Origin of the sequence: Thioalkalivibrio sp. ALR17-21, from assembly GCF_000420185.1 — a bacterium.
Classification (GTDB): domain Bacteria; phylum Pseudomonadota; class Gammaproteobacteria; order Ectothiorhodospirales; family Ectothiorhodospiraceae; genus Thioalkalivibrio; species Thioalkalivibrio halophilus.
Window position 1 is genome coordinate 1 of sequence record NZ_ATUL01000004.1, and the last position, 21,552, is coordinate 21,552.

General features: G+C 68.7%; 18 protein-coding genes and 1 pseudogene. 11 read left to right on the forward strand and 8 right to left on the reverse strand.

Annotated elements, in window-relative coordinates:
- Nucleotides 1-266: pseudogene (locus G020_RS15370) on the forward strand (hypothetical protein); the annotation flags it as partial.
- On the opposite strand, the gene glnA reads toward G020_RS15370, so the two are convergent.
- Together glnA and G020_RS0102775 are read right to left on the reverse strand one after the other, a co-directional pair.
- Nucleotides 254-1,663: a glutamate--ammonia ligase gene (gene glnA, locus G020_RS0102770; protein WP_024328568.1), complete on the reverse strand. Its 1,410-nt coding sequence runs from the start codon at nt 1,661-1,663 to the stop codon at nt 254-256. The pseudogene G020_RS15370 and the gene glnA overlap by 13 nt on opposite strands.
- Before the next feature lie 218 nt (nt 1,664-1,881).
- A complete protein-coding gene (locus tag G020_RS0102775) occupies nt 1,882-3,105 on the reverse strand; it encodes a cation diffusion facilitator family transporter (protein ID WP_018876757.1) in 1,224 nt (407 codons plus the stop codon).
- Between the two features lie 162 nt (nt 3,106-3,267).
- Here G020_RS0102775 and glyQ point away from each other — a divergent pair, with 162 nt between their 5' ends.
- From glyQ to G020_RS0102795, 4 genes are all read left to right on the forward strand, one after another.
- Nucleotides 3,268-4,212 (forward strand): glycine--tRNA ligase subunit alpha, encoded by a 945-nt coding sequence (gene glyQ / locus G020_RS0102780; RefSeq protein WP_024328569.1) that lies wholly within the window; start codon nt 3,268-3,270, stop codon nt 4,210-4,212.
- 90 nt (nt 4,213-4,302) lie between these two features.
- Nucleotides 4,303-6,384 (forward strand): glycine--tRNA ligase subunit beta, encoded by a 2,082-nt coding sequence (gene glyS, locus G020_RS0102785; RefSeq protein ID WP_024328570.1) that lies wholly within the window; start codon nt 4,303-4,305, stop codon nt 6,382-6,384.
- Nucleotides 6,385-6,396: 12 nt separating this feature from the next.
- Nucleotides 6,397-7,137 carry a 1-acyl-sn-glycerol-3-phosphate acyltransferase gene (locus G020_RS0102790; protein ID WP_024328571.1) on the forward strand — a complete coding sequence of 247 codons (741 nt, stop codon included), beginning with the start codon at nt 6,397-6,399 and terminating at the stop codon, nt 7,135-7,137.
- 122 nt (nt 7,138-7,259) lie between these two features.
- The gene (locus G020_RS0102795) at nt 7,260-7,904 is read left to right on the forward strand and encodes a hypothetical protein (RefSeq protein ID WP_024328572.1); all 645 of its coding nucleotides are present in this window, start codon (nt 7,260-7,262) and stop codon (nt 7,902-7,904) included.
- A 25-nt stretch (nt 7,905-7,929) separates the two neighbouring features.
- On the opposite strand, the gene G020_RS0102800 is transcribed toward G020_RS0102795, so the two are convergent.
- The 3 genes from G020_RS0102800 to G020_RS0102810 all read right to left on the reverse strand — a co-directional run bounded on the left by G020_RS0102800 (nt 7,930) and on the right by G020_RS0102810 (nt 10,805).
- On the reverse strand, nt 7,930-8,979 hold the full coding sequence (locus tag G020_RS0102800; RefSeq protein ID WP_051130314.1) for a PA2778 family cysteine peptidase: 1,050 nt from the start codon (nt 8,977-8,979) through the stop codon (nt 7,930-7,932).
- A gap of 7 nt (nt 8,980-8,986) precedes the next feature.
- A complete protein-coding gene (locus tag G020_RS0102805) occupies nt 8,987-9,445 on the reverse strand; it encodes a PA2779 family protein (protein WP_024328574.1) in 459 nt (152 codons plus the stop codon).
- Nucleotides 9,446-9,539: 94 nt separating this feature from the next.
- Nucleotides 9,540-10,805, reverse strand: coding sequence for a 6-phosphofructokinase (locus tag G020_RS0102810; RefSeq protein WP_018947340.1), 1,266 nt, complete (start codon nt 10,803-10,805; stop codon nt 9,540-9,542).
- Between the two features lie 176 nt (nt 10,806-10,981).
- On the opposite strand from G020_RS0102810, the gene G020_RS0102815 reads away from it, so the two are divergent.
- Nucleotides 10,982-11,995: a class 1 fructose-bisphosphatase gene (locus G020_RS0102815; protein ID WP_018947339.1), complete on the forward strand. Its 1,014-nt coding sequence runs from the start codon at nt 10,982-10,984 to the stop codon at nt 11,993-11,995.
- 323 nt (nt 11,996-12,318) lie between these two features.
- Here G020_RS0102815 and G020_RS0102820 read toward each other — a convergent pair whose 3' ends face one another.
- The 3 genes from G020_RS0102820 to G020_RS0102830 all read right to left on the reverse strand — a co-directional run bounded on the left by G020_RS0102820 (nt 12,319) and on the right by G020_RS0102830 (nt 16,770).
- On the reverse strand, nt 12,319-13,620 hold the full coding sequence (locus G020_RS0102820; RefSeq protein WP_024328575.1) for an acetyl-CoA carboxylase biotin carboxylase subunit family protein: 1,302 nt from the start codon (nt 13,618-13,620) through the stop codon (nt 12,319-12,321).
- 38 nt (nt 13,621-13,658) lie between these two features.
- Nucleotides 13,659-15,668, reverse strand: coding sequence for a CocE/NonD family hydrolase (locus G020_RS0102825; protein WP_024328576.1), 2,010 nt, complete (start codon nt 15,666-15,668; stop codon nt 13,659-13,661).
- A gap of 94 nt (nt 15,669-15,762) precedes the next feature.
- Nucleotides 15,763-16,770 carry a 2-hydroxyacid dehydrogenase gene (locus G020_RS0102830; protein WP_018947336.1) on the reverse strand — a complete coding sequence of 336 codons (1,008 nt, stop codon included), beginning with the start codon at nt 16,768-16,770 and terminating at the stop codon, nt 15,763-15,765.
- A gap of 217 nt (nt 16,771-16,987) precedes the next feature.
- On the opposite strand from G020_RS0102830, the gene G020_RS0102835 reads away from it, so the two are divergent.
- The 5 genes from G020_RS0102835 to G020_RS0102855 are packed head-to-tail and all read left to right on the forward strand — an operon-like array spanning nt 16,988 to nt 21,503.
- Complete coding sequence (locus G020_RS0102835) at nt 16,988-18,097, forward strand: 4Fe-4S dicluster domain-containing protein (protein ID WP_024328577.1); 1,110 nt, start codon at nt 16,988-16,990, stop codon at nt 18,095-18,097.
- Entirely contained in the window at nt 18,094-18,567 is a 474-nt protein-coding gene (locus tag G020_RS0102840) for a cyclic nucleotide-binding domain-containing protein (protein ID WP_024328578.1), read from the forward strand. Before G020_RS0102835 ends, G020_RS0102840 begins: the two co-directional genes overlap by 4 nt.
- On the forward strand, nt 18,557-19,417 hold the full coding sequence (locus tag G020_RS0102845) for an FAD/NAD(P)-binding protein (protein ID WP_024328579.1): 861 nt from the start codon (nt 18,557-18,559) through the stop codon (nt 19,415-19,417). The genes G020_RS0102840 and G020_RS0102845 overlap by 11 nt, the downstream gene beginning before the upstream one ends.
- On the forward strand, nt 19,414-20,208 hold the full coding sequence (locus G020_RS0102850) for an oxidoreductase (protein WP_024328580.1): 795 nt from the start codon (nt 19,414-19,416) through the stop codon (nt 20,206-20,208). The genes G020_RS0102845 and G020_RS0102850 overlap by 4 nt, the downstream gene beginning before the upstream one ends.
- The gene (locus tag G020_RS0102855; protein WP_024328581.1) at nt 20,205-21,503 is read left to right on the forward strand and encodes a Ni/Fe hydrogenase subunit alpha; all 1,299 of its coding nucleotides are present in this window, start codon (nt 20,205-20,207) and stop codon (nt 21,501-21,503) included. The genes G020_RS0102850 and G020_RS0102855 overlap by 4 nt, the downstream gene beginning before the upstream one ends.
- Nucleotides 21,504-21,552 lie beyond the last annotated feature (49 nt).

The following is a 21,552-nucleotide window of genomic DNA, read 5'->3' on the forward strand; positions in this document are numbered from 1 at the left end:
ACGAACTGGCCACCGAAGAACCGCCCGAACTGCGCCACGACCCCGAGGCCCGGGAGGCCCACACCCGCCGGGTCCGGCAACTGCGGGCCTGGGTGCGCCAGCTCCCGCCCGAAGCCCTCGGGCCCCTGCTCTACACCCTGACCAGCGAGCCGAGTGCGTTTTCGGCGGGGGACGAAGGCTACTCGCCGGGGCAGAACAAAAAGGCCCCGGCGCGAACGCCGGGGCCCGATGACGGCCGGAAAGCCCGCGGGGCTTACAGGCTGTAGTACATGTCGAACTCGATCGGATGGGTGGTCATGCGCATGCGCGTGACGTCTTCCATCTTCAGGTCGATGTAGGCGTCGATCATGTCGTCGGTGAACACGCCGCCCTGGGTCAGGAATGCGCGGTCGCCGTCCAGCGCCTCCAGGGCCTGTTCCAGCGAATGGGCGACCTGCGGGATGCCCTTCTCTTCTTCCGGCGGCAGGTCGTAGAGGTTCTTGTCCATCGCGTCGCCGGGGTGGATCTTGTTCTGGATGCCGTCCAGGCCGGCCATCAGCATCGCGGCGAAGGCCAGGTAGGGGTTGGCGGTGGAGTCCGGGAAGCGCAGCTCGATCCGGCGCGCCTTCGGGTTCATCACGAACGGGATGCGCAGCGAGGCCGAGCGGTTACGGGCGGAGTAGGCCAGCATGACCGGCGCCTCGAAGCCCGGCACCAGACGCTTGTAGCTGTTGGTGGACGGGTTGGTGAAGGCATTCAGCGCGCGGGCGTGCTTGATGATGCCGCCGATGTAGTACAGCGCGGTCTCGGACAGGCCGCCGTAGAGGTCACCGGAGAACAGGTTCTTGCCGTCCTTGGACAGCGACTGGTGCACGTGCATGCCGGAGCCGTTGTCGCCGACGATCGGCTTGGGCATGAAGGTCGCGGTCTTGCCGTGGATGTGGGCCACGTTCTGCACCACGTACTTCAGGATCTGCACCTCGTCGGCCTTCTGCGTCAGGGTCGCCGGGCCCACGCCGATCTCGCACTGGCCGGCGGTGGCCACCTCGTGGTGGTGCACCTCGGTCTCCAGACCCATCTCGGTCATCACTTCACACATGGTGGAGCGGATGTCGTGCAGGCTGTCGACCGGCGGGACCGGGAAGTAGCCGCCCTTCACGCCCGGGCGGTGCCCGATGTTGCCGTCCTCGTAGACGCGCTCGGAGTTCCAGGACGCCTCCTGGGAGTCCACGCGGCAGTAGGAACCGGACAGGCTGGTACCCCACTTCACGTCGTCAAAGATGAAGAACTCGTTCTCCGGACCGAACAGCGCGGTGTCGGCGATGCCGGTGCTCTGCAGGTAGGCCTCGGCGCGGCGCGCCAGGGAGCGCGGGCAGCGGTCGTAGCCCTGCATGGTGGCCGGCTCGACCACGTCGCAGCGGATGTTCATGGTCATGTCTTCGAAGAACGGGTCGATCACGGCCGACTCGGCGTCCGGCATCAGGATCATGTCGGACTCGTTGATCCCCTTCCAACCGGAGATCGAGGAGCCGTCGAACATCTTGCCTTCCTCGAAGGTCTCTTCGTCGATGTCGTGGGCCGGCATGGTCACATGCTGTTCCTTGCCCTTGGAGTCGGTAAAGCGGAAGTCGACAAAGCGCACTTCCTTTTCCTTGATCTGGTTCAGCACGTCGGCTGCGGACATGGGGGTCTCCTTGGTCTTCACTTGAGTCTTCGATTTTGGCCGGCCGGCCTTTTGGCCCCTGCACGGCTTCGTGGGTCATTATGCAGGCATCATGCCATCCGGCCCGATTCGGCCCGGGCGCGCGAAAAACGGGCACCCCGGGTGCCGCGCCGCCTCCGTTTTGCACCATCATGGTGCCGTATATGCACCACGATGGTGCTTGCTGGGGTGTGCCGCACCTAATGAGTGCACGGACGATAGAGTAGCGTGACCTCGCCCAGCATGTCGCCCACCTGCGGGTGGCCGTGCAGCCGGTCGGCCAGGGCCCGGGCCCGCGCCTCCAGGTCCGGGGCCGCGGTTGCCCCGTCAAGGCGCAGGGTCAGCGTCATGTGCACCCGGCCGCCCAGGTAGTGCAGGGACAGGTGCTCCACCGCGTCCAGCTCCGGGGTGTCGGCCCAGGCCTCGCGCAGGGCCTCTACCAGTACCGGCCGTAACGGCAGCGTCGAGCTGCGCGCCTGCTCCGCGTCATTCTCCGGGTCCACGTGCACCGTGATGTCGTTGACCCGCTCATGCTCGTCGGTCACCGAATGGAACACCGCATCGGCGATCCGATGCCCCTCGGAGACCGAGATCATCGGCGCGACCTGGATGTGCACATCGGCCACCACGTCGCTGCCGTGGCGGCGGGTGCGCAGCATGTGCGCATCCTTCACCCCGGGCACGTCCAGGATGGTGCGGTGAATGCGATCCACCTTCTCCGGCTCCAGCGCGGTGTCGATCAGCTCCGCCGCGGCGCGCACGATCAGGCGCCCGGCGATATGCAGGATGAACAGGGCGACGATCAGCGCCGCCAGGGCGTCCGCCCACGGGAAGCCCGCCACCGCCGCACCCACGCCGACCAGTACGAACAGCGACGAGATTGCATCCGTACGGTGGTGCCAGGCATTGGCATCGAGCATCCGCGAGCGCAGGCGCTTCGCCACTCGGTGGGTGTACTGGTACAGGCCCTCCTTCGCGACCAGGGTCAGCGCGGCAAAGAAGATGGCCATATTGGCGGGACCGGTCATGGCCTCGGGGTCGACCAGCCGGCTGCCGGCTGCCCAGGCGATCCCCAGCCCCGCGGCTGCCAGAAAGACCCCGACGATCACCGTTGCGAGGGTCTCGATGCGGGCATGGCCGTACGGGTGGTCCTGGTCGGGGGACGCCGCAGCCTTGCGCGCGGCGAACAGCACGACACCGTCGGTGATCAGGTCCGACAGCGTATGCACGCCGTCCGCGACCAGCGCCTGCGAGTTCAGAAGCCAGCCGCTGAGCAGCTGCGCGACGGCGAGAAAGCTGTTCACGGTCGCGCCCACCAGTGTCACTCGGCGGGTGTCGCGGTAGCGCTGACCGTTCTCCGCGGTCACCGTCGGCTCCGAATTGGCGTGGGGCTCGCTCAGGGCGGTTCTCCCGAACCGGATCAAGCCTCCAGTATGGGCGCCTTCCCGGCTGGCGCAAAACCGTCTGCCGCCACAGGGAAGTGCCGACTCGCGCGGGCGTCTCCGCGTTTCGCGCTGACGCTGACGGTGGCCGAGGCTGGAGCCCGGCCGATATACTGTCCGCTTTGCCCTGACCCGGGATCCCGCATGGCGCACGAACGCACCCCGTCCAGCAGCAGCCCCACCTTCCAGGACCTGATCCGTCGCTTGCAGGACTACTGGAACGACCACGGCTGCGTGGTCCTGCAGCCCTACGACATGGAGATGGGGGCCGGCACCTTCCATCCGGCGACCTTCCTGCGCTCCATCGGGCCGGAGCCGTGGCGCGCGGCCTACGTGCAGCCCAGCCGCCGTCCTACCGACGGTCGCTATGGCGACAACCCCAACCGCCTGCAGCACTACTACCAGTTCCAAGTGCTGCTGAAGCCGTCGCCGCCGGACATCCAGGACCTCTACCTCGGCTCCCTGGAGGCGCTGGGCTTCGACACCCTCACCCACGACGTGCGCTTCGTCGAGGACAACTGGGAGTCGCCGACCCTTGGCGCCTGGGGCCTGGGCTGGGAGGTCTGGCTGAACGGCATGGAGGTCACCCAGTTCACCTACTTCCAGCAGGTCGGCGGGCTGGACTGCCATCCGGTCTCCGGCGAGATCACCTACGGCCTGGAGCGCCTGGCGATGTACCTGCAGGGGGTGGAGAGCGTATTCGACCTGGTCTGGACCGTCGGCCCGGACGGCCGCCCGGTGACCTACGGTGACGTCTACCACCAGAACGAGGTGGAGCAGTCCACCTACAACTTCGAGCATGCCGACCGCGACGCCCTGTTCGCCGCCTTCGATCAGCATGCGAACGAGAGCGACCGCATGATCGAGCTGGGCCTGCCGCTGCCGGCCTACGAGCAGATGCTGCGCGCCTCGCACAGCTTCAACCTGCTGGATGCGCGTGGCGCGATCTCGGTCACCGAGCGCCAGCGCTACATCCTGCGGGTGCGCGAGCTCTCCAGGAACGTGGCGCAGAAATACTATGAATCGCGCGAGGCCCTGGGCTTTCCGCTGTGCGCCCCGGGCGACACCGGCAAGTCCGACGCCGCCTGACGCCACCCGATACCGGGGCATACCCCGAACCCGTGCCCGCCGCCGCCCCGAACGGGCGCGCGGGCCCACCGGAACCCGACTGGACCGAACATGGACGAAGCCCGCGAACTTCTGATCGAACTCGGCACCGAGGAACTGCCCCCCACCGCGCTGGCACGCCTGCGCGACGCCCTGGCCGAAGGTCTGACCACCCGCCTGCGCGACGCCGGGCTGGAACCCGGCGAGCCCGAGGCCTTCGCCACGCCCCGACGCCTGGCCGTGCGTTTCCCCGCGGTGGCCGGCCGCCAGCCCGACCAGCTGCAGGAACGCCGCGGCCCGGCCGTGGCCGCCGCCTTCGACGACCAGGGCCAGCCGACCCGCGCGGCGCAGGGCTTCGCCTCCTCCTGCGGGGTGGAGGTCGAGCAACTGGAACGCGAGGACACCGGCAAGGGCGAATACCTGATCTTCCGCCGCATGCAGCCGGGCCAGGCCCTCGGCGAGCTGCTGCCGGAGATGCTGGCGGGGGCCCTGGAGCATCTGCCCACGCCCAAACGCATGCGCTGGGGCGAGAGCACCACGGAATTCGTGCGCCCGGTGCACTGGCTGGTGGTGCTGCACGGACCCGACGTCCTGCCGATGACGGTGCTGGAACAGGATGCCGGCCGCCACACGCGCGGCCACCGTTTCCACCACCCGGCCCCGCTGGAGCTCGCCAGCCCCGCGGACTACGCCGACAGGCTGCGCGCCGAGGGCCGCGTCGAGCCCTCGTTCGAGTCCCGTCGCGAACGCATCCTGGAGCAGGTCCACGCCACCGCCCGCGAGCTGGGCGGGCGCGCGCTGGTCGACCCGGACATGCTGGACGAGGTCACCGCGCTGGTGGAATGGCCGGTGGCGCTGGGCGGCAGCTTCGACCGGCGTTTCCTCGAGGTCCCGCAGGAGGCGCTGATCTCCACCATGCAGGACAACCAGAAATACTTCCCGGTGGTGGACGAGGCCGGCCGCCTGCAGCCGCATTTCATCGTCGTCAGCAACATCGAGTCGCGCGATCCCGAAGCAGTACGCGATGGCAACGAGCGCGTGCTGCGCCCGCGCTTCGCGGATGCCGAATTCTTCTGGGAGCAGGACCGCAAGCACCGCCTGGAAGAACGCCTCGACGAGCTCGGCTCGGTAGTCTTCGAGAAGCGCCTGGGCACCCTGCGCGACAAGTCGCAGCGCCTGGAGGCGCTGATGCAGCGCCTCGCCGGCCTGATGGACCTGGATGCGCAGCAGGCGGCGCGCGCCGCGCGGCTGTGCAAATGCGATCTGCTGACCCGGATGGTGTTCGAGTTCACCGAACTGCAGGGCACCATGGGGCGCTATTACGCGCTGCACGACCGCGAGGACGAGGCCGTCGCCGACGCGATCGAGCAGCACTACTGGCCGCGCCAGTCCGGCTCGGAGCTGCCGGACGGCCCGCTGGCCCAGGCCCTGGCGCTGGCCGACCGCCTCGACACCCTGGTCGGGATCTTCGCCATCGGCAAGCAGCCCAGCGGCACCAAGGACCCGTTCGCGCTGCGCCGGGCCGCGCTGGGGCTGGTGCGCATCCTGGTCGAACGCGAACTCCCGCTCGCCCTGACCCCGCTGCTCGCAGCCGCCGCCGAACCGATCCGCGAGCGCGTAACGGAGGCCGACGAGGCGGTGGAGCCGGTGCGCGAATACATCGTGGAGCGCCTGCGCGGCTACCTGCTGGAACAGGGCCATGCCCACGAGACCATCGAGGCCGTAGCCGCCATCGCCCCCGACGAACCGCTCGACTTCGCGAACCGCGTGCGGGCGGTCTCGCAGTTCCGCGATCGCCCCGAGGCCGGGGCCCTGGCCGCCGCCAACAAACGGATCCACAACCTGCTGCGCAAGGCCGGGGACGAGGCCGCCGGAACGCTGGAGCCCGAGGCCCTGGTGGCCGACGAGGAGCACCAGCTGCATCAGGGCCTGCTGGCGGTGCGCCCGGCGGTGGACGCGGCAGTGGCCGACGGCGACTACGTGCGCGCCCTGGGCGAGCTCGCCGGCCTGCGCGAGCGCGTGGACCGCTTCTTCGACGGGGTGATGGTGATGGCCGAGGACCCCGCCGAACGCCGCAACCGCCTGGCGCTGCTGCGGGAACTGCGTCAGGCCTTCGAGACCGTGGCGGATATCGGGCGGCTGGCCACCGGCTGAAGGAGACGGGCGATGCGCTATCTGCGGGCACTCCTGTTTCAGGCGGGGCTGATCACCTCCTCGCTGGTCTACGGCCTGGTGATGCCGCTGCTGATCTGGCCGCTGCCGCACGAGCGGCGCTACCGTATCCTGATCCAGTGGGGCCGCTTCAACATCTGGTGGCTGCGGGTGACCTGCGGGGTGCGCTACCGGGTTCGCGGCCTGGAACACGTCGACACCTCGCGCCCCCACGTGGTGATGTCCAAGCATCAGTCGGCGTGGGAGACGCTCGCGTTCGTGTCGATCTTCCCGCGCCAGACCTGGGTGCTCAAGCGCGAGCTGATGCGCATCCCGCTGTTTGGCTGGGCCCTGGCCATGCTCCAGCCGGTACCGATCGACCGCAGTGCCGGTCGCCAGGCCCTGGAGGGCCTCCTCAAGGAGGGCAAGAAACGCCTGGACCAGGGCCTGTGGGTGATCGTGTTCCCCGAGGGCACGCGCGTAAATCCCGGGGAAAAGGGACGCTACCGTCAGGGCGGCGCGCAGCTCGCCGCGCGCGGCGGTTACCCGGTGCTGCCGGTGGCCCTGAACTCCGGTACGTACTGGCCGCGGCGCGGGATCCTGCGCCATCCGGGGACCATCGAGGTCTCGGTGGGGCCACCGATCGAGACGCAGGGCCGTTCGGCTGCCGAGGTGCTGGCGCTGACCGAGGACTGGATCGAAAGCGAGATGGCCACGCTCGAACCCCGCGAGGGGGCTTCCCCGCGGGAACAGTGACCCGGTGGCCCGGCGGCCCTGCGGCCCTGCGATCCCCCGCCGGATTCCCGCCCAAATTGCGCACGGGGCAGGAAGCCCGCAATCTTCCCGGCTACACCCCAGAGGAACCCGGAGACGCCTGCATGTCCGCTTCCCCCGGAACGATCGGTCCGGCACTGGTCGAACTGCGCGAACGCAATATCCACCGCGTCGGCCACGACGAGCCAGCGGTCTGGCTGATCGACGACCGCGAGATGGGCGGGATCCTGGTGAACGCCCCGCCGTTTTCGGACGCCCTGCTGCAGGAGCTGCGCGCGCTCACCGAGCCGCGGTGGCTGTTCCTGCCCAGCCACCGCGGCGCGCGCGACCTCGACGCCTGGCGCGAGGCCGGACTGGAGGTGCTGGCCTACGAGGCCGAGGCACCCGCGATCCGCGCCGCCGGCGGCACCGTGGATACCCCGTTCAACCGCAAGCAGCGCCTGTCGCGCACCATCGACTTCCTGCCGATGGGCGGCGTCACCGAGGGGACCTGTGCCCTGCGGATCAAGAACCTGCCGGGCGCGATCTTCTTCGGGCCCGCGCTCACCCCGGGGGAGGATGGCTGGCCGACCGTGATCCCGGAAGCCACCGACCATTCGGCCGAGGCCCGGCTGTTCGGCTCGCTGGGGATCAAGGACCTGAAATTCGCCTGGGCGTTCTGCGACCGCCACGACCCGGAGACCACGCAAATCGGACCGGACGCCGACCAGCACATCCACGCGCGGGTGGAGGCCCTGTTCGAGGACTGACGCCGCGCCGAGCCGCGTGCCCCTCTCAGTCGGCGCGCCGGCCCGCCGGGCAGTCCGGGGCGGGGTCGCATGCCCCGTCGGGGGACGGGGCCGCCCGCTCCAGCGTCCGCAGGGTCGGGGCATACGGGGATGCGTCCTCGCCCCCGCTCAGCGCCACCGCGCAGGCGGCCGCCGCCCGGGCGGGTTCCGTGCAGTCCCGCGCCAGCAGGACATGGGCGAGGTTGTTCCAGGCCACATCCACCTCGGGGGCGCGCTCGATCAGCTCGCGCAGCGGAGACTCGGCCGCCTCGGGATCATCCTGCGCCATCGCCACGTTGGCCAGACCGACATAGGCCACCGGGTGATCGGGCCATTCGTCGATCGCCGTGCGGTAACCCGTGGCCGCGGCCGCCAGTGCGCCGGTGACCTCGAGTTCGTTGACCGCGCGCAGCCAGTTCAGGGGCTCTGCGGTAGCCGACAGCTCGTCCGGCGCCACGGGGATAAAGGCCCAGCGCTCGCCGCGCGACCAGGTCCGCTCGAAACGGGCGAACTCGTTCACGTGGCGTTCGTGGGTCCCGCTGCGCAGGATGATCTCGCCCGCCTCCAGGTCGTAGCCGATGACCACGGCGAAATGCCATTCCGGGAACATGCCGAGCCCGAGGTTCTGGAACACCACCACCGGATGGCCGGCGGCGACCTCGCGCAGGATCGCTTCCAGATCCGGCTCCAGGCGGTATGCCAGCAGGTCGTGTGCCCGCACCGCCGCACGCATCTCGGCCTGCAGGGTGCCCTCGCGGGCGGGGAGGTAGACCTCGTCGATCAGCCCTTGCAGCGACACGTCCAGACCGCGCCCCTCGAGCACCGTGGCCAGCGCGGCCGGGCCGCACTGGTAATCCTCCTGCGGGTGGAACGGGGTGTCGCGCAGTTCGACGCGTGGCGGCAGATCCGGGAGGGCCTCAGGTCCGCCGGCCAGGTCACGGCTCTGCGGCGCGGTGGCACAGCCCGTCAGCAGCAACGCCAGCAGCGCGGCGGCCAGCACTCCCCCGACCCCGCCGCGCCAGTGCGCCGCGGGGTGTGCACCTCCCGAACTCTGCATCGAAGGGTCAGCGATCGCGTGACTGCACGAACGGGAACACGTCGGTCACGCCCAGGGCATCGGTGATCACGAACACCACGAAGACGATGGCCAGCACGCCCAGAACTCCGGTAGCCCCCACCGGCTCGGAATCCATGCGTGCCTCCAGCTCCGCCAGCTCGTCATCGGTAAGCCGGGCCACCCGCTCGCGGGCCTGCTCCGGATCCACGCCCATGGCGATCAGCTGCTCCTGCACCGCCGCCTCGTCCAGGCGCTCCAGCAGTTCGGCCCGGGTGTCCTCGGACTGCGTCTGATCGATCAGTGAACGGGTATCCACCATGTGGCCGGTGCCGGCCTCGGCCCGCTCGCCGGTTTCAGCCAGCGCGGGGGTCACCGGCAACAGGGCAAGCCCCAGCGCGAGAAGACCGGCCAGCAAACCGGAGCCGGACGGGACGAAGCGAGTACTTGTAACGATCGAGTTTGTCATGGACAGCCTCCTCGAAGGCACGGGTTGGCCCCCCCACAACTTTCATCCTACGCCCATCAGGCGCCACGCCAAGCCCTCGAGCCTCCGGAAGTGCTCAGTCGTGATCCACTTCGAATGATGGGCACCGTTTCGGCAGCAATTCGCCGCGGATGCGGGGGTAGGCCGGCAACCCGCGTTCGAACGGCGGCTGGTCCTCTCCCTGGATCAGTGGACGCAGATAGTCGCGCGCGGCCTGGGTGATGCCGTAGCCGTCCGGGGTGATGTATTCGCGCGGCATGCCCTGCTCGATGTCGGCCACGCTCTCCAGCGAGGTCCGCCCCATGCGCCAGCGGTAGGGCTGGGTGGAATCCCGCTGGATGATCGGCATGAAGCTGTGGTGGCCGGCCACCACGCCTTCCACGGCTGCACGCCCGCACGCGTAGGCCTGGTCCACGTCCACCTTCGACGCGATGTGGCGGGCGGCCCGCTGGATGTAGTCCACCACCGCCCAGTGGAGCTTGTGCCCCGTCTTCTCGCGGATCAGCTCGGACAGGCGCGGCGCGGCGCCGCCCAGCTGGGTATAGGCATAGACATCGTGGCTCTGCGCTACCGAGAACAGGCTGCCGTCGGGGTTCTTCAGGCCCTCGGAAACCACCACCACGCAGTAGCCGTGGCGCTCGATGGTGCGGTTGAGGTGTTCCATGAAGTCCGCCTCCTCGAACGGGATCTCGGCGAACAGGATCAGCATCGGCGGCTGGCCGTCGAACTCCTGGGCCAGTGCCGCGGCGGCCGCCAGCCAGCCGGCATGCCGGCCCATCACCTCGAGGATGAAGACCTTGGTCGAGCTGGTATGCATGGACTCCACGTCCAGGCTGGCCTCGCGCACGGTGGTGGCGATGAACTTGGCGGCGGAGCCGAAACCCGGACTGGTATCGGTGATCGCGAGGTCGTTGTCGATGGTCTTGGGCACACCCACCGCGGTGATCGGGTAGCCCATGCGGTCCCCCATCTTCGCGACCTTGAGGGCAGTATCCATGGAGCCGCCGCCCCCGTTGTAAAAGAAATAGCCGATATCGTGGGCGCGGAAGACCTCCACCAGTCGTTCGTACTGCTCGGGATGGGTTTCCGGATCGCCCAGGTCGAAGCGGCAGGACCCGAACGCCCCGCCGGGCGTGTGCCTCAGTGCCTGCAGGGTCAGCGGATCCTCGTGGTCGAGGTCGATCAGCTCCTCGCGCAGCACGCCGAGGATCCCGTCGCGCGCGGCGTAGATCCGTCCGAAATGGGCCGGGTGCCCCCGAACGGCCTCGATCACCCCCCAGGCACTGGCGTTGATGACAGCGGTAACCCCGCCAGACTGGGCGTACAAAGCGTTCTGCGGCATGCCTTTCTCCCTGGATTTCGCTGCATTCGGACCCGCATCGGCCCCCGCGCCGGCATTTGCTACACTATCCCGGTTAAGACCCGGGCCGGGGTGGCGGGTTCGGCCGCCCTCGCGGCAGCCTCTGCCCCAAGAGTGCCCCGAGGTCGCACGGACTCACAACCATCAGGATCGGCAAAATGCATATCGGCACGACACTGACCAACTACATCATCGAAACCCAGCGCGGCATCCAGGGCGCCACCGGCGAGTTCACCGGACTGCTCAACGACATCGCCACCGCCTGCAAGAAGATCTCGGCCCTGGTCGACAAGGGCGACCTGGTCGGCGTCCTCGGCTCGGCCGGTTCCGAGAACGTGCAGGGCGAGACCCAGAAGAAGCTGGACGTGATCACCAACGAGGTGTTCATCGAGGCGCTGTCGCACAACGGTCATGTCGCCGGCCTGGCGTCCGAGGAGATGGACGAGATCCTCGAGCTGCCCAAGGACGCCCCGCGTGGCCACTACCTGGTGCTGTTCGACCCGCTGGACGGCTCCTCCAACATCGACGTGAACGTCTCCGTCGGCACCATCTTCTCCATCCTGAAGGCCCCGGAAGGCGTGCAGGATCCGAAGACCGAGGACTTCCTGCAGCCCGGTACCACCCAGGTGGCCGCCGGCTACTGCCTGTACGGTCCGTCCACCATGATGGTGCTGACCACCGGCCAGGGCGTGAACATGTTCACCCTGGACAAGGACTTCGGCGAGTTCCTGCTGACCAAGGAAAAGGTCCACATCCCCGAGGACACCCAGGAGTTCGCCATCAACATGTCGAACATGCGGTTCTGGGAAGCCCCGATCAAGCGCTACGTCGACGAGTGCCTGGCCGGCAAGGAAGGCGCGCTGGGCAAGGACTACAACATGCGCTGGGTCGCCTCCATGGTCGCCGAGGTGCACCGCATTCTGTCGCGCGGCGGCATCTTCATGTACCCGCTGGACTCCAAGACCACCGCCAAGGGTCAGGAAGGCAAGCTGCGCCTGATGTACGAGGCCAACCCGATGAGCTACATCGTCGAGCAGGCCGGCGGTGCCTCCACCACCGGGCGCCAGCGCATCATGGATCTCCCGCCGAAGGACATCCACCAGCGCGTGCCGGTGGTGCTGGGCGCGAAGAACGACGTGGAGCGCGTGACCCGCTACCACAACGAGGGCTGACCGGCCCGGCGGCCGCGAGGACTTCGCGGCCCGCCGACCCGGCATTGCAGGGCCCGGCCCCTTCGGGGGACCGGGCCTTTTTTGCTGGCCCGTACGGAGGTTCGGGCCGCGCGAGAGCCACCGCCGGCTGGCAGCCCGTGACGCCGATCGGCCGGAGGGCCGGCCTCCTACGGGTCAGGCATCAACCGCGGCAGGAGGCGAGCCCCCTCGCCGATCAGGCCCGGGGAGGCATCAACCGGTGGGAGGCGAGCCCTCTCGCCGATCCGGCCCGAGGAGGCATCAACCGGTGGGAGGCGAGCCCTCTCGCCGATCCGGCACGAGGGTCAGGTGATGACCGCCTCGGTGTCCTTCTCGATATCGAACTGCAGAACCGACAGGGCCTCGTCGTACTTGTCCAGCAGATCCGCGCGGTCGCGGCCGCCGATGAACACGTTGGCGATCTCGAAGCTGTACATGTCCTGGCCCTGAAGGTCCTTGAGGTGCTGGCCGGGCCGCACCGGGATCTTCACCTCGGTGCCGGGCTGGCGGGACTTGAGCCGGGTAACGGCCTCGGCACTGGGGATCCGCCGCACGCGGCCGCTCTCGTGCGTGCGGAACATGAAATGCGCGGCCACGTTGAACTCGCCGTTGCGCTCCATCGGCCGCGGCTTGCGTCCCAGCGCCAGGTCCACCATAACGGAGTGGTGCGAGATGCCGTGCACCTTTTCGAAGATGTCGGAATGAGCCTGGGAGATGCGCGGGTTGATCTCCAGCAGCCACACCTGATCGCCGGTCTGGTCGTAGTAGAACTCGGCGTTGAACGGCGAATTGTCCAGGCCGGTTTGCTGCACCGCCAGGCGCGCGAGATCCATCATGCGGTGCTGGATCTCCAGCGGCAGCGAGGACGGGTATTCGTAGCGCGAGAACGAGGAGCCGTCCTGCTCGGTCACCGAATCGACCACACCGTAGACATTCACCTGCCCGTTGTAGCTGTATCCCTCGAGGGTGCACTGCCAGCCGCCGATGGGTGATTCAGCCACGAAGCTCTCGGGCATCTCGGCGATTTCCGGCGGCGCGCCGGAGCGCTGCATCAGCCAGGCGAAGGGCGCGCCGATGAAGCCACCCTTCTCGCGGCAGATCGGCATGACGGAGCGGAACTGGCGCTCGTCGTTGATCTGGAAGGCGAGGAACGAACGGAACGACTTGATCGGCTTGATCCAGAACGGCGGCAGCATGCCGAGCTTCGACCACGCTTCCTCGTCGTGCGGATCGAAGGCCTGAAAGCGCGGGATATGCTCGGGGATGACCTTGCGCTGTTCCAGCCGGCTCCAGTACTTGTGCTCGCACTTGAGCACGGCTTCCAGCGAGGGCCCGGGCACGCCGAAGCGCTCGGCCAGCAACGGGACCATCACGGTGCCGGGGAAGTCGTAGAAGCTCACGATGGCGTCCACCGGGACCCCGGCCCGCTGGATACGCGCGGCCGCACGTTCCAGCAGGTCGCCCATATCGAAGGCATCGACGTTACGGATGTCGGCGAAATCCAGCGCCGCGTGGAATTCGCACTCGGCGGCCTGGGGCAGGCGTTCCAGCTTGGCCCGGTTGAAGTCGTCCATACCGACCACAAAGACGTGTTTCTTCTCGCTCATGTCGCTCCTCCCGGTTTCCCGGTGTTCGCCGGACCGCTTCAGATCAGGTCGCGCGGGATGCTCTCGTCCCAGCTCTGCGCGTAGACGCGCACGTCACCCTCGTAGGCATCCAGGGTGGCGCGGATCCGGAAGGTGTCGGGGGTAGAGGTGAGCACCGTGCGGGTCACGGTGCGCACCGACCAGTCATCCCGCCGGAAATGCCGGGTCTGCACCACCTCGCCCCGCACGGTGTCGTAGGACTCGCTGCGGTAGCTGTAGCGTTCGTGCACCTCGCGGCCGTAGACCAGTCCGTTGTCGTGGAGCTGCAACACGGGGTCGTTGTTGATCACGTTCAGGGCGACCTCATTGGTCGCCAGGTTGTGCTCGGTCTTCCATTCGCGATGGGCCGGGGCCAGCAGGGTATGCCCCGGGGTGGGGGCATGCCGCGGCTCGCCGAGATCCCGCGGGACAGGGGTATCGGCGCCGGCCCGGCGTTCCGGCAGATGCAGGCAGCAACCTTCCAGATGCAGGGTCAGACGTGCGGGTTCCGGTGCCGGCCACGCCAGCGGCCAGTAGGAACTGGAGATCGACAGGCGAATACGATGGCCGCGACGGAACCGCTGGGCCACCTCGTTCAGCCGGAAGCGGACACGGTAGCGCTGCCCGGGCTCCAGCGGCTGCGGTTCCTCGTGCCCGTCGCGATGCGTCAGATTGCGGATACCGAAAGTCACCCGCGTGGCCCGGTCCTCCGGGTCCACGTCGGACAGGCGCGCGGCGACCTGGGCCACCGGACGATCGGCCTCGATCTCCAGCTCCAGCTCGGTGTCCCCCAGCAGGTCGAAATCCTGTTCCAGCGGATCGGTCTCGAACACCAGGGCGCCGCCGTCCTCCAGGCGCTGATCCGAAGGCAGGTCGGTGGTCTCGGCGTAGGAACACCACTTGCCGGCGAACAGCCCCACGCTCAGCGGACTGCGGATGGTCAGGGTTTCCGCTTCGTCGGTGCGTTCGCCGCCGGCGACCAGGCGCCCCCGGGCCAGACCGAATTCGTGGTAGTGGATGCCGGGGCTGGGCCAGCACTGCTCGGCGACCCACTCACCGGTGATCTCCGGCACCAGCGGGCTGCGCGCGTCGTGCAGCCACAAGCGCGCCATCGGATCGGAATCGACGCCACGGTCGATGCCCTTGAGCCAGTGGTCCCACCAGCGCACGCATTCGCCGAGGAAGTCGATGGTCGGTCCGGGGCCGCCCATGTGCGGATACTTGTGGCCCCAGGGCCCCACCAGCCCGGCGCGCGGTACCTGCAGGTGCTCGAGCAGGCGGAACACCGTATTGGAGTAGCCGTCGGCCCAGCCGCTGACCGCCATCACCGGGACCTGGATGGCGCTGTAGTCCTCGCACACGGATGCGTGCTTCCAGTAATCATCGCGGCGCTGATGCTCCAGCCATTTGCGGATCCACAGGCCGGAACCCTCCAGGCGCTCGCGCCACATGTCGCGCCAGCGATCCTCGCCGACCACCCGCGGGTCCGGCGGGCAGGAGTTGAAGCCGAACATGGTCGACGCCCAGGACAGGTTGTCCGTCAGCAGGCAGCCTCCCATGTAGTGCACATCGTCGGCGTAGCGGTCGTCCGAGGAACACACCGAGATCACCGCCCCCAGCTCCGGGGGCTGGAGGGCCGCCAGCTGCAGCCCGTTGAAGCCGCCCCAGGACAGACCGAACAGGCCGACCTTGCCCGAACACCACGGCTGCTGCGCGATCCAGCGGATCACCTCCAGGCCGTCTTCCAGTTCCTGCTGCAGGTATTCGTCGGGCAGCACCCCGTCAGAATCACCGCTGCCGCGCAGGTCGACACGCACCCCCGCGTAGCCGTTGCGCGCGAAGAAGCCATGGACTTCTGCATCCCGCAGGGCCTTGTGGTCGTTCTTGCGATACGGGATGTACTCGAGGATCGCGGGGACCGGGTTGTCCCCGGCATCCTCCGGCAGCCAGATGCGTGCAGCCAGGTGGCAGCCGTCGCTCAGCGTGATCCAGGTGTTTTCGATGAGCTTTACGCCGTCGACCTCGTGCATGCTGTTGACCTCCATGCCGTGGCGGCATCCTTACCGGAGATATATTAGCCGGGCCGGCGAAAATCAAGCGCTGCGTCCGCAATGCGGCGCGGCTTCACACCAGGCGGCCGGGCAACTCCTCGTGACCCTCCGGATCGCGCGAGAGCACCTGCAGATTCCGGACCGTGGTTTCGGCAATCCCGGTCAGGCCCTCGTGGGTCAGGAACGCCTGATGCCCGGTGACCAGCACGTTGTCGCGCTGCGTCAGGCGCACCAGCCGTTCGTCGGGTACGCCACCCTCGGTCCCGGACCAGTCACGGAAGAACACCGGACCCTCGTCCTCGTAGACGTCCAGGGCTGCCGCGTCCAGCTGCCCGGAATCCAGCGCCGCCTCCAACGCGTCGGTATCCACCAGGGGGCCACGGGCCGTGTTGATCAGGATCGCGCCGCGGGGCATGCGGGCCAGCGTGTCGGCGTTGATCAGGTGCCGGTTGTCGCGCGTCAGCGGGCACATCAGGCAGACCACGTCGGATTCGCTCAGCAGACCGTCGAGATCGGTGTAGGTCACGCCGGCGGCCTGCAGCTCCGGATCGGGGTACGGGTCCATCGCCCGGACCCGGGCCCCGAAACCCTGCATGATTCGGCAGAAGATCGCCCCGATCTTGCCGGTACCAATCACGCCCACGTTGCGCTGCGCGACGTCGAAGCCGGCCAGGTGATTCAGGCGGAAATCGCCGCGCCGGGTGCGCTGCCAGGCGAAATGGGTATGCCGGTTCAGCGTCATCAGCAGAGCCACCGCATGCTCGGCGATCGCACTGGGCGAATACGCCGGCACCCGGCCTGCTCGCATGCCCAGGGAGGCGGCATGCTCGTGATCCAGGTTGTCGTGTCCCGAACAGCGCAGGGCGATCACGCGGATGCCCAGCGCATGCAGGCCGTCCAGAGTGGCCGCACCCAGATCGTCGTTGGTGAACGCACACACCGCATCCGCGCCGGCCGCATCGTTGACCGACTCCGGGGTCAAGCGACGTTCGTCCATCACGGGCTCCATCCCCGCCTCGCGCATTAACGGCACGAGGTGTTCATGGTCATGCTGCTGGGCGCTGAATACGGCCACCTTCATCCGGAATCCTCCTGCGACTGGTTGCTTTGACGTGTGCAGGATCGCACACCCGGACCCCGGCCGTGTCAGCGGCCAGGGCGCCAGACCACGGTCGCGCGATGGCCAGACTTGCCCGGGCGGACGGGTAGAACCTGCGTCGCATTTGGCGCACCATGGACACTGACCGACCGGACCGCAGCGACGGGCCGGACGGGACGGGATTCACCGGAGGGATTCCATGGAAGTGATCGCACCACAAGCCGTGGATACGCTGATCCGCCTGCTGGCCGGTGATGGCTACGAGGTGGTGGGGCCGACACGGCGCGACGGCGCGATCGTCTACGACCGGGTGGGCGGCCTCGAGGACCTGCCGGTGGGCTGGACCGACGAGCAGGCCCCCGGGCACTACCGCCTGCGCGAACGCGACGACGACGCGCTGTTCGGCTACGTGGTCGGGCCGCATTCCTGGAAGAAATACCTGTTCCCGCCCGAGACCCTGTTCCGGCTGACCCGCCAGCCGGACGGGAGCTTCGTGACCGAGCCCGGCACCTCCGACGCGCCGCGCCGTGCCTTCATCGGCATGCGCGCCTGCGAGTTGGCGGCGATCGACGTGCAGGACCGGGTGTTCCTCGGCCAGGCGGTGCAGGACCGCGGCTATGCCGCCCGTCGGCGGGACTTGTTCATGGTCGCGGTCAGTTGTGCCGAGCCGGGCGGAACCTGCTTCTGCGCCTCCATGGACACCGGCCCGCGCGCCCGCGAGGGATTCGACCTGGCGCTGACCGAGGTGATCGACGCCACGCAGCATTTCCTGGTCGCCGAGGCCGGGTCCGACGCCGGGCGCGCGATGCTCGACCGGCTGGAGCCGCGCCCGGCCTCGGACGCCGAGCAGGCCGCGGCCGAACAGGTGTGGGCCGAGGCCCCGAAAAAGATGGGCCGGAGCATGCCCGGCGACGCCCGCGAGGTACTGAACCGGGCCTTCGAACACCCGCGCTGGGAGGAAACCGCCGAGCGCTGCCTGTCCTGCTCCAACTGCACCCTGGTCTGCCCTACCTGCTTCTGCTCGCAGGTCGAGGAGGTGCCGGACCTGGAAGGCCAGCGCACCGAACGCGTGCGGCGCTGGGATTCCTGCTTCAACCAGGAACACTCGCACCTGGTCGGCGGGCCACACCGCGAGTCCGTGGCCGCGCGCTATCGCCAGTGGATCACCCACAAGCTGGCCACCTGGCATGACCAGTTCGGCACCTCCGGCTGTGTAGGCTGCGGGCGCTGCATCACCTGGTGCCCGGTGGGGATCGACATCACCGAGGAAGTCACCGCGGTGCGCCGCGATCCGGAGGGCCGGGGATGAACGAGCTGCTGGCCATCATCGAGAAAGAGCCCTTCTTCGAGGATATGGCGCCGGAGCACCGGCGCCTGCTGGCGGCCTGCGCGGCGAAGTGCAGCTATACGGCCGGCACCCGGCTGATGCGCGACCACGAGCCGACCGAGACCTTCTGGCTGATCCGCGAAGGCCAGGTCGCGCTGGAGAGCCCGCTGCGGGAAGGCAACGTGGCGTTCCAGACCGTCGGGCCCGGGGACATCCTCGGCTGGTCCTGGCTGCTGCCGCCCTATCGCGCCAGCTACGACGCGCGGGCGGTGACCGACATCCATACCCTGCGCTTCGATGCCGGCGTGCTGCGCGAACGTATGGAGGCCGACCCGGCGTTCGGCTACGTGCTGATGAAGCACTTCGCCGCGCTGATCGTGCAACGCCTGCAGGCGGCGCGGTTGCAGGCGCTGGACATCTACAGCCACGGAGGGCCCGGGCATGGCAACTGACGCGGCTGCAACCCTGCCGGACCAGGCGATGGCACCAGAGCCATGGCGCATCCACTCGGTGCGCCGCGACGTGGCCAGCAACGAGGTGTTCAGCTGGACGCTGTACCCCGAGCCGGGGGTGGAGCCCGACGCCGCGCCGGCACCCGGGCAGTTCAACATGCTCTACCTGTTCGGCGTGGGCGAGGTGCCGATCTCGGTCTCCGCGATCACCGACGACGGCGGCATCGTGCACACCATCCGCGCGGTGGGCAGCGTGACCCGCGCGATGCAGGATCTGGAGGCCAGCGCGGTGGTTGGTCTGCGCGGGCCGTTCGGCACGGCCTGGCCGCTGGAGCAGGCGCGCGGGCGCGACCTGGTGCTGGTCGCCGGCGGCATCGGCCTGGCGCCGCTGCGGCCGGTGATCCACGCGGCGCTGGAACGCCGTTCGGAGTTCGGGCGCGTGGTGGTCTGTTACGGCGCGCGCTCGCCCGGCGACATGATCTTCCGCGACGAGCTGGACGCCTGGACGGCGCGCGATGATGTGGATCTGCGCATCACCGTGGATCGCGGCACCGCCGCCTGGCGCGGCGATGTCGGCGTGGTCACCCAGCTGGTCGATCGCGGCGGCTTCGACCGGCGCAACACCCTGGCGATGGTCTGCGGCCCGGAGGTGATGATGCGCTTCACCGCGTCCTCGCTGGAGCGCCGCGGGCTGAAGCCGGAAGACATCTACGTGTCCATGGAGCGCAACATGCGCTGCGCGGTGGGCTTTTGCGGCCACTGCCAGATCGGGTCGCACTTCGTCTGCCGTGACGGCCCCGTGTTCCCCTACCCGGTGATGGAACCGGCCTTCCGGGTACGCGAGCTATGAGTCGGGAAAAGCCCACCCTCGCGGTGTTCAAGTTCGCCTCCTGCGACGGCTGCCAGCTCAGCCTGCTGGACTGCGAGGACGAGCTGCTGGCGGTCACCGACCGCATCCGGATCGCGCACTTCCCCGAGGCCACGCGCACCCGCATCGACGGGCCGTGGGACCTGACACTGGTGGAGGGCTCGATCACCACGCCGCAGGCGGCGGAGGAGATCCGCGAGATCCGCCGCGCATCGAAGTTCCTCGTGACCATCGGCGCCTGCGCCACCACCGGCGGCATCCAGGCCCTGCGCAACTTCGCGGATGTCGAAGAATTCACCCGCCAGGTCTACGCCCACCCGGAATACATCGAGACCCTGGCCACCTCGGATGCCATCAGCCAGCACGTACCGGTGGACTTCGAGCTGCGCGGCTGCCCGATCGACAAGTACCAGTTGCTGGAGGTCGTCAGCGCCTTCCTCTACGGCCGGCGCCCGCAGGTCTCCAGCGCCAGCGTCTGCGAGGAGTGCAAGCGGGCCGGACAGGTCTGCGTGATGGTCGCCCACGGCACGCCCTGTCTCGGCCCGGTCACCCACGCCGGCTGCGGCGCGTTGTGCCCCGGGTGCAACCGCGGCTGCTATGGCTGCTTCGGGCCCAAGGAGACGCCCAACGCGCCGGGCCTGTCCGGCCAGCTGGAGACACTGGGGATGGACCGCGCTACACGCGTACGCTTCTACCGCACCTTCAACGCCGGCGCCGACGCCTTCCGTGAAGAGAGCGAACGTCAGGAACAGGAAACAGGATCGCAGTCATGAGCGAGACCCGCACCATCGAAGTCGACTACCTTGCCCGCGTGGAGGGCGAGGGCGCGATGTACGTGCGCACTGAGGGCGACCGCGTGGAGGAGGTGAAGCTGTCGATCTTCGAGGCGCCGCGCTTCTTCGAGGGCTTCCTGCGCGGGCGCGACTTCCGCGAGGCCCCGGACATCACCGCGCGCATCTGCGGCATCTGCCCGATCGCCTACCAGATGGGGGCCTCGCTGGCGATGGAGGACATCTGTGGCATCACCGTGGACGGCGTGCTGCAGGACCTGCGGCGGCTGGCCTACTGCGGCGAGTGGATCGAGAGCCACGCCCTGCATGTATTCATGCTCCACCTGCCGGACTTCCTCGGCTATCCGGATGCGGTCACCGCCGCGAAGGACCACCCGGATATGGTGCGAAACGGCCTGCGCATCAAGAAGATCGGCAACTCCATCCTGCGCCTGCTGGGCGGGCGCGAGATCCACCCGGTGAACCTGCGCGTCGGCGGCTTCTACCGCGCGCCGTCGCCGGCCGAGGTCGCCGGGCTGGGCGAGGACCTGTCCTGGGGCCTGGAGGCCTCCTGCGAGGTCGCCGAATTCCTCGCCACCCTCGACTACCCGAACCTCGAACGCGACTACGAGTTCGTGTCGCTCGTCCACCCGGACGAATACCCGATCACCCACGGGCGCCTCGGCTCCAGCAGCGGCCTGGACGCGGCCATCCGCGACTACGACGACATCTTCACCGAGGAACACGTCGCCCACTCCAACGCCCTGCACAGCCACCGCTCGGACTCCGGCGAACCGGTGTTCATGGGCCCGCTGGCGCGCTTCGCCCTGAACCGCGAACGCCTCACCCCGCGCGCCGCCGAGCTGGCCGAGCGCGCCGGGCTGGGCGCGGCCTGTCGCAACCCCTTCCGCAGTATCCAGGTGCGCATGATCGAGATCGTGCTCGCCTTCGAGGAGGCCCTGCGCCTGGTCGACGGCTACCGCGCCGCACCGGCCGCGCCTGCCCTGCCGGTCACCCCGCGCGCCGGCACCGGCTTCGGCGCCACCGAGGCCCCGCGCGGCATCTGCTACCACCGCTACAGCATCGACGACGCGGACCTGATCACCGACGCCAGGATCGTCCCGCCCACCTCGGTCAACCAGCCCACCATCGAGGCCGACCTGCGCGAACTGGTCCAGACCCACCTCGACCTGCCGGACGACGAACTACGCCACCAATGCGAAGTCGCCATCCGCAACTACGACCCCTGCATCTCCTGCGCCACCCACTTCCTCGACCTCACCTTCGACCGCCAGTAAGGCCCTGCGCGAAGGAACGCTTGGCTCTACGAGAGCAAAAAACGCCAAT

Bases quoted from the DNA above. Each gene is read 5' to 3' on its own strand.
- glnA (WP_024328568.1), bottom strand. From the start codon at position 1,663: ATGTCCGCAGCCGACGTGCTGAACCAGATCAAGGAAAAGGAAGTGCGC.
- glyQ (WP_024328569.1), top strand. From the start codon at position 3,268: ATGGCGCACGAACGCACCCCGTCCAGCAGCAGCCCCACCTTCCAGGAC.
- glyS (WP_024328570.1), top strand. From the start codon at position 4,303: ATGGACGAAGCCCGCGAACTTCTGATCGAACTCGGCACCGAGGAACTG.
- G020_RS0102790 (WP_024328571.1), top strand. From the start codon at position 6,397: ATGCGCTATCTGCGGGCACTCCTGTTTCAGGCGGGGCTGATCACCTCC.
- G020_RS0102795 (WP_024328572.1), top strand. From the start codon at position 7,260: ATGTCCGCTTCCCCCGGAACGATCGGTCCGGCACTGGTCGAACTGCGC.
- G020_RS0102800 (WP_051130314.1), bottom strand. From the start codon at position 8,979: ATGCAGAGTTCGGGAGGTGCACACCCCGCGGCGCACTGGCGCGGCGGG.
- G020_RS0102805 (WP_024328574.1), bottom strand. From the start codon at position 9,445: ATGACAAACTCGATCGTTACAAGTACTCGCTTCGTCCCGTCCGGCTCC.
- G020_RS0102810 (WP_018947340.1), bottom strand. From the start codon at position 10,805: ATGCCGCAGAACGCTTTGTACGCCCAGTCTGGCGGGGTTACCGCTGTC.
- G020_RS0102815 (WP_018947339.1), top strand. From the start codon at position 10,982: ATGCATATCGGCACGACACTGACCAACTACATCATCGAAACCCAGCGC.
- G020_RS0102820 (WP_024328575.1), bottom strand. From the start codon at position 13,620: ATGAGCGAGAAGAAACACGTCTTTGTGGTCGGTATGGACGACTTCAAC.
- G020_RS0102825 (WP_024328576.1), bottom strand. From the start codon at position 15,668: ATGCACGAGGTCGACGGCGTAAAGCTCATCGAAAACACCTGGATCACG.
- G020_RS0102830 (WP_018947336.1), bottom strand. From the start codon at position 16,770: ATGAAGGTGGCCGTATTCAGCGCCCAGCAGCATGACCATGAACACCTC.
- G020_RS0102835 (WP_024328577.1), top strand. From the start codon at position 16,988: ATGGAAGTGATCGCACCACAAGCCGTGGATACGCTGATCCGCCTGCTG.
- G020_RS0102840 (WP_024328578.1), top strand. From the start codon at position 18,094: ATGAACGAGCTGCTGGCCATCATCGAGAAAGAGCCCTTCTTCGAGGAT.
- G020_RS0102845 (WP_024328579.1), top strand. From the start codon at position 18,557: ATGGCAACTGACGCGGCTGCAACCCTGCCGGACCAGGCGATGGCACCA.
- G020_RS0102850 (WP_024328580.1), top strand. From the start codon at position 19,414: ATGAGTCGGGAAAAGCCCACCCTCGCGGTGTTCAAGTTCGCCTCCTGC.
- G020_RS0102855 (WP_024328581.1), top strand. From the start codon at position 20,205: ATGAGCGAGACCCGCACCATCGAAGTCGACTACCTTGCCCGCGTGGAG.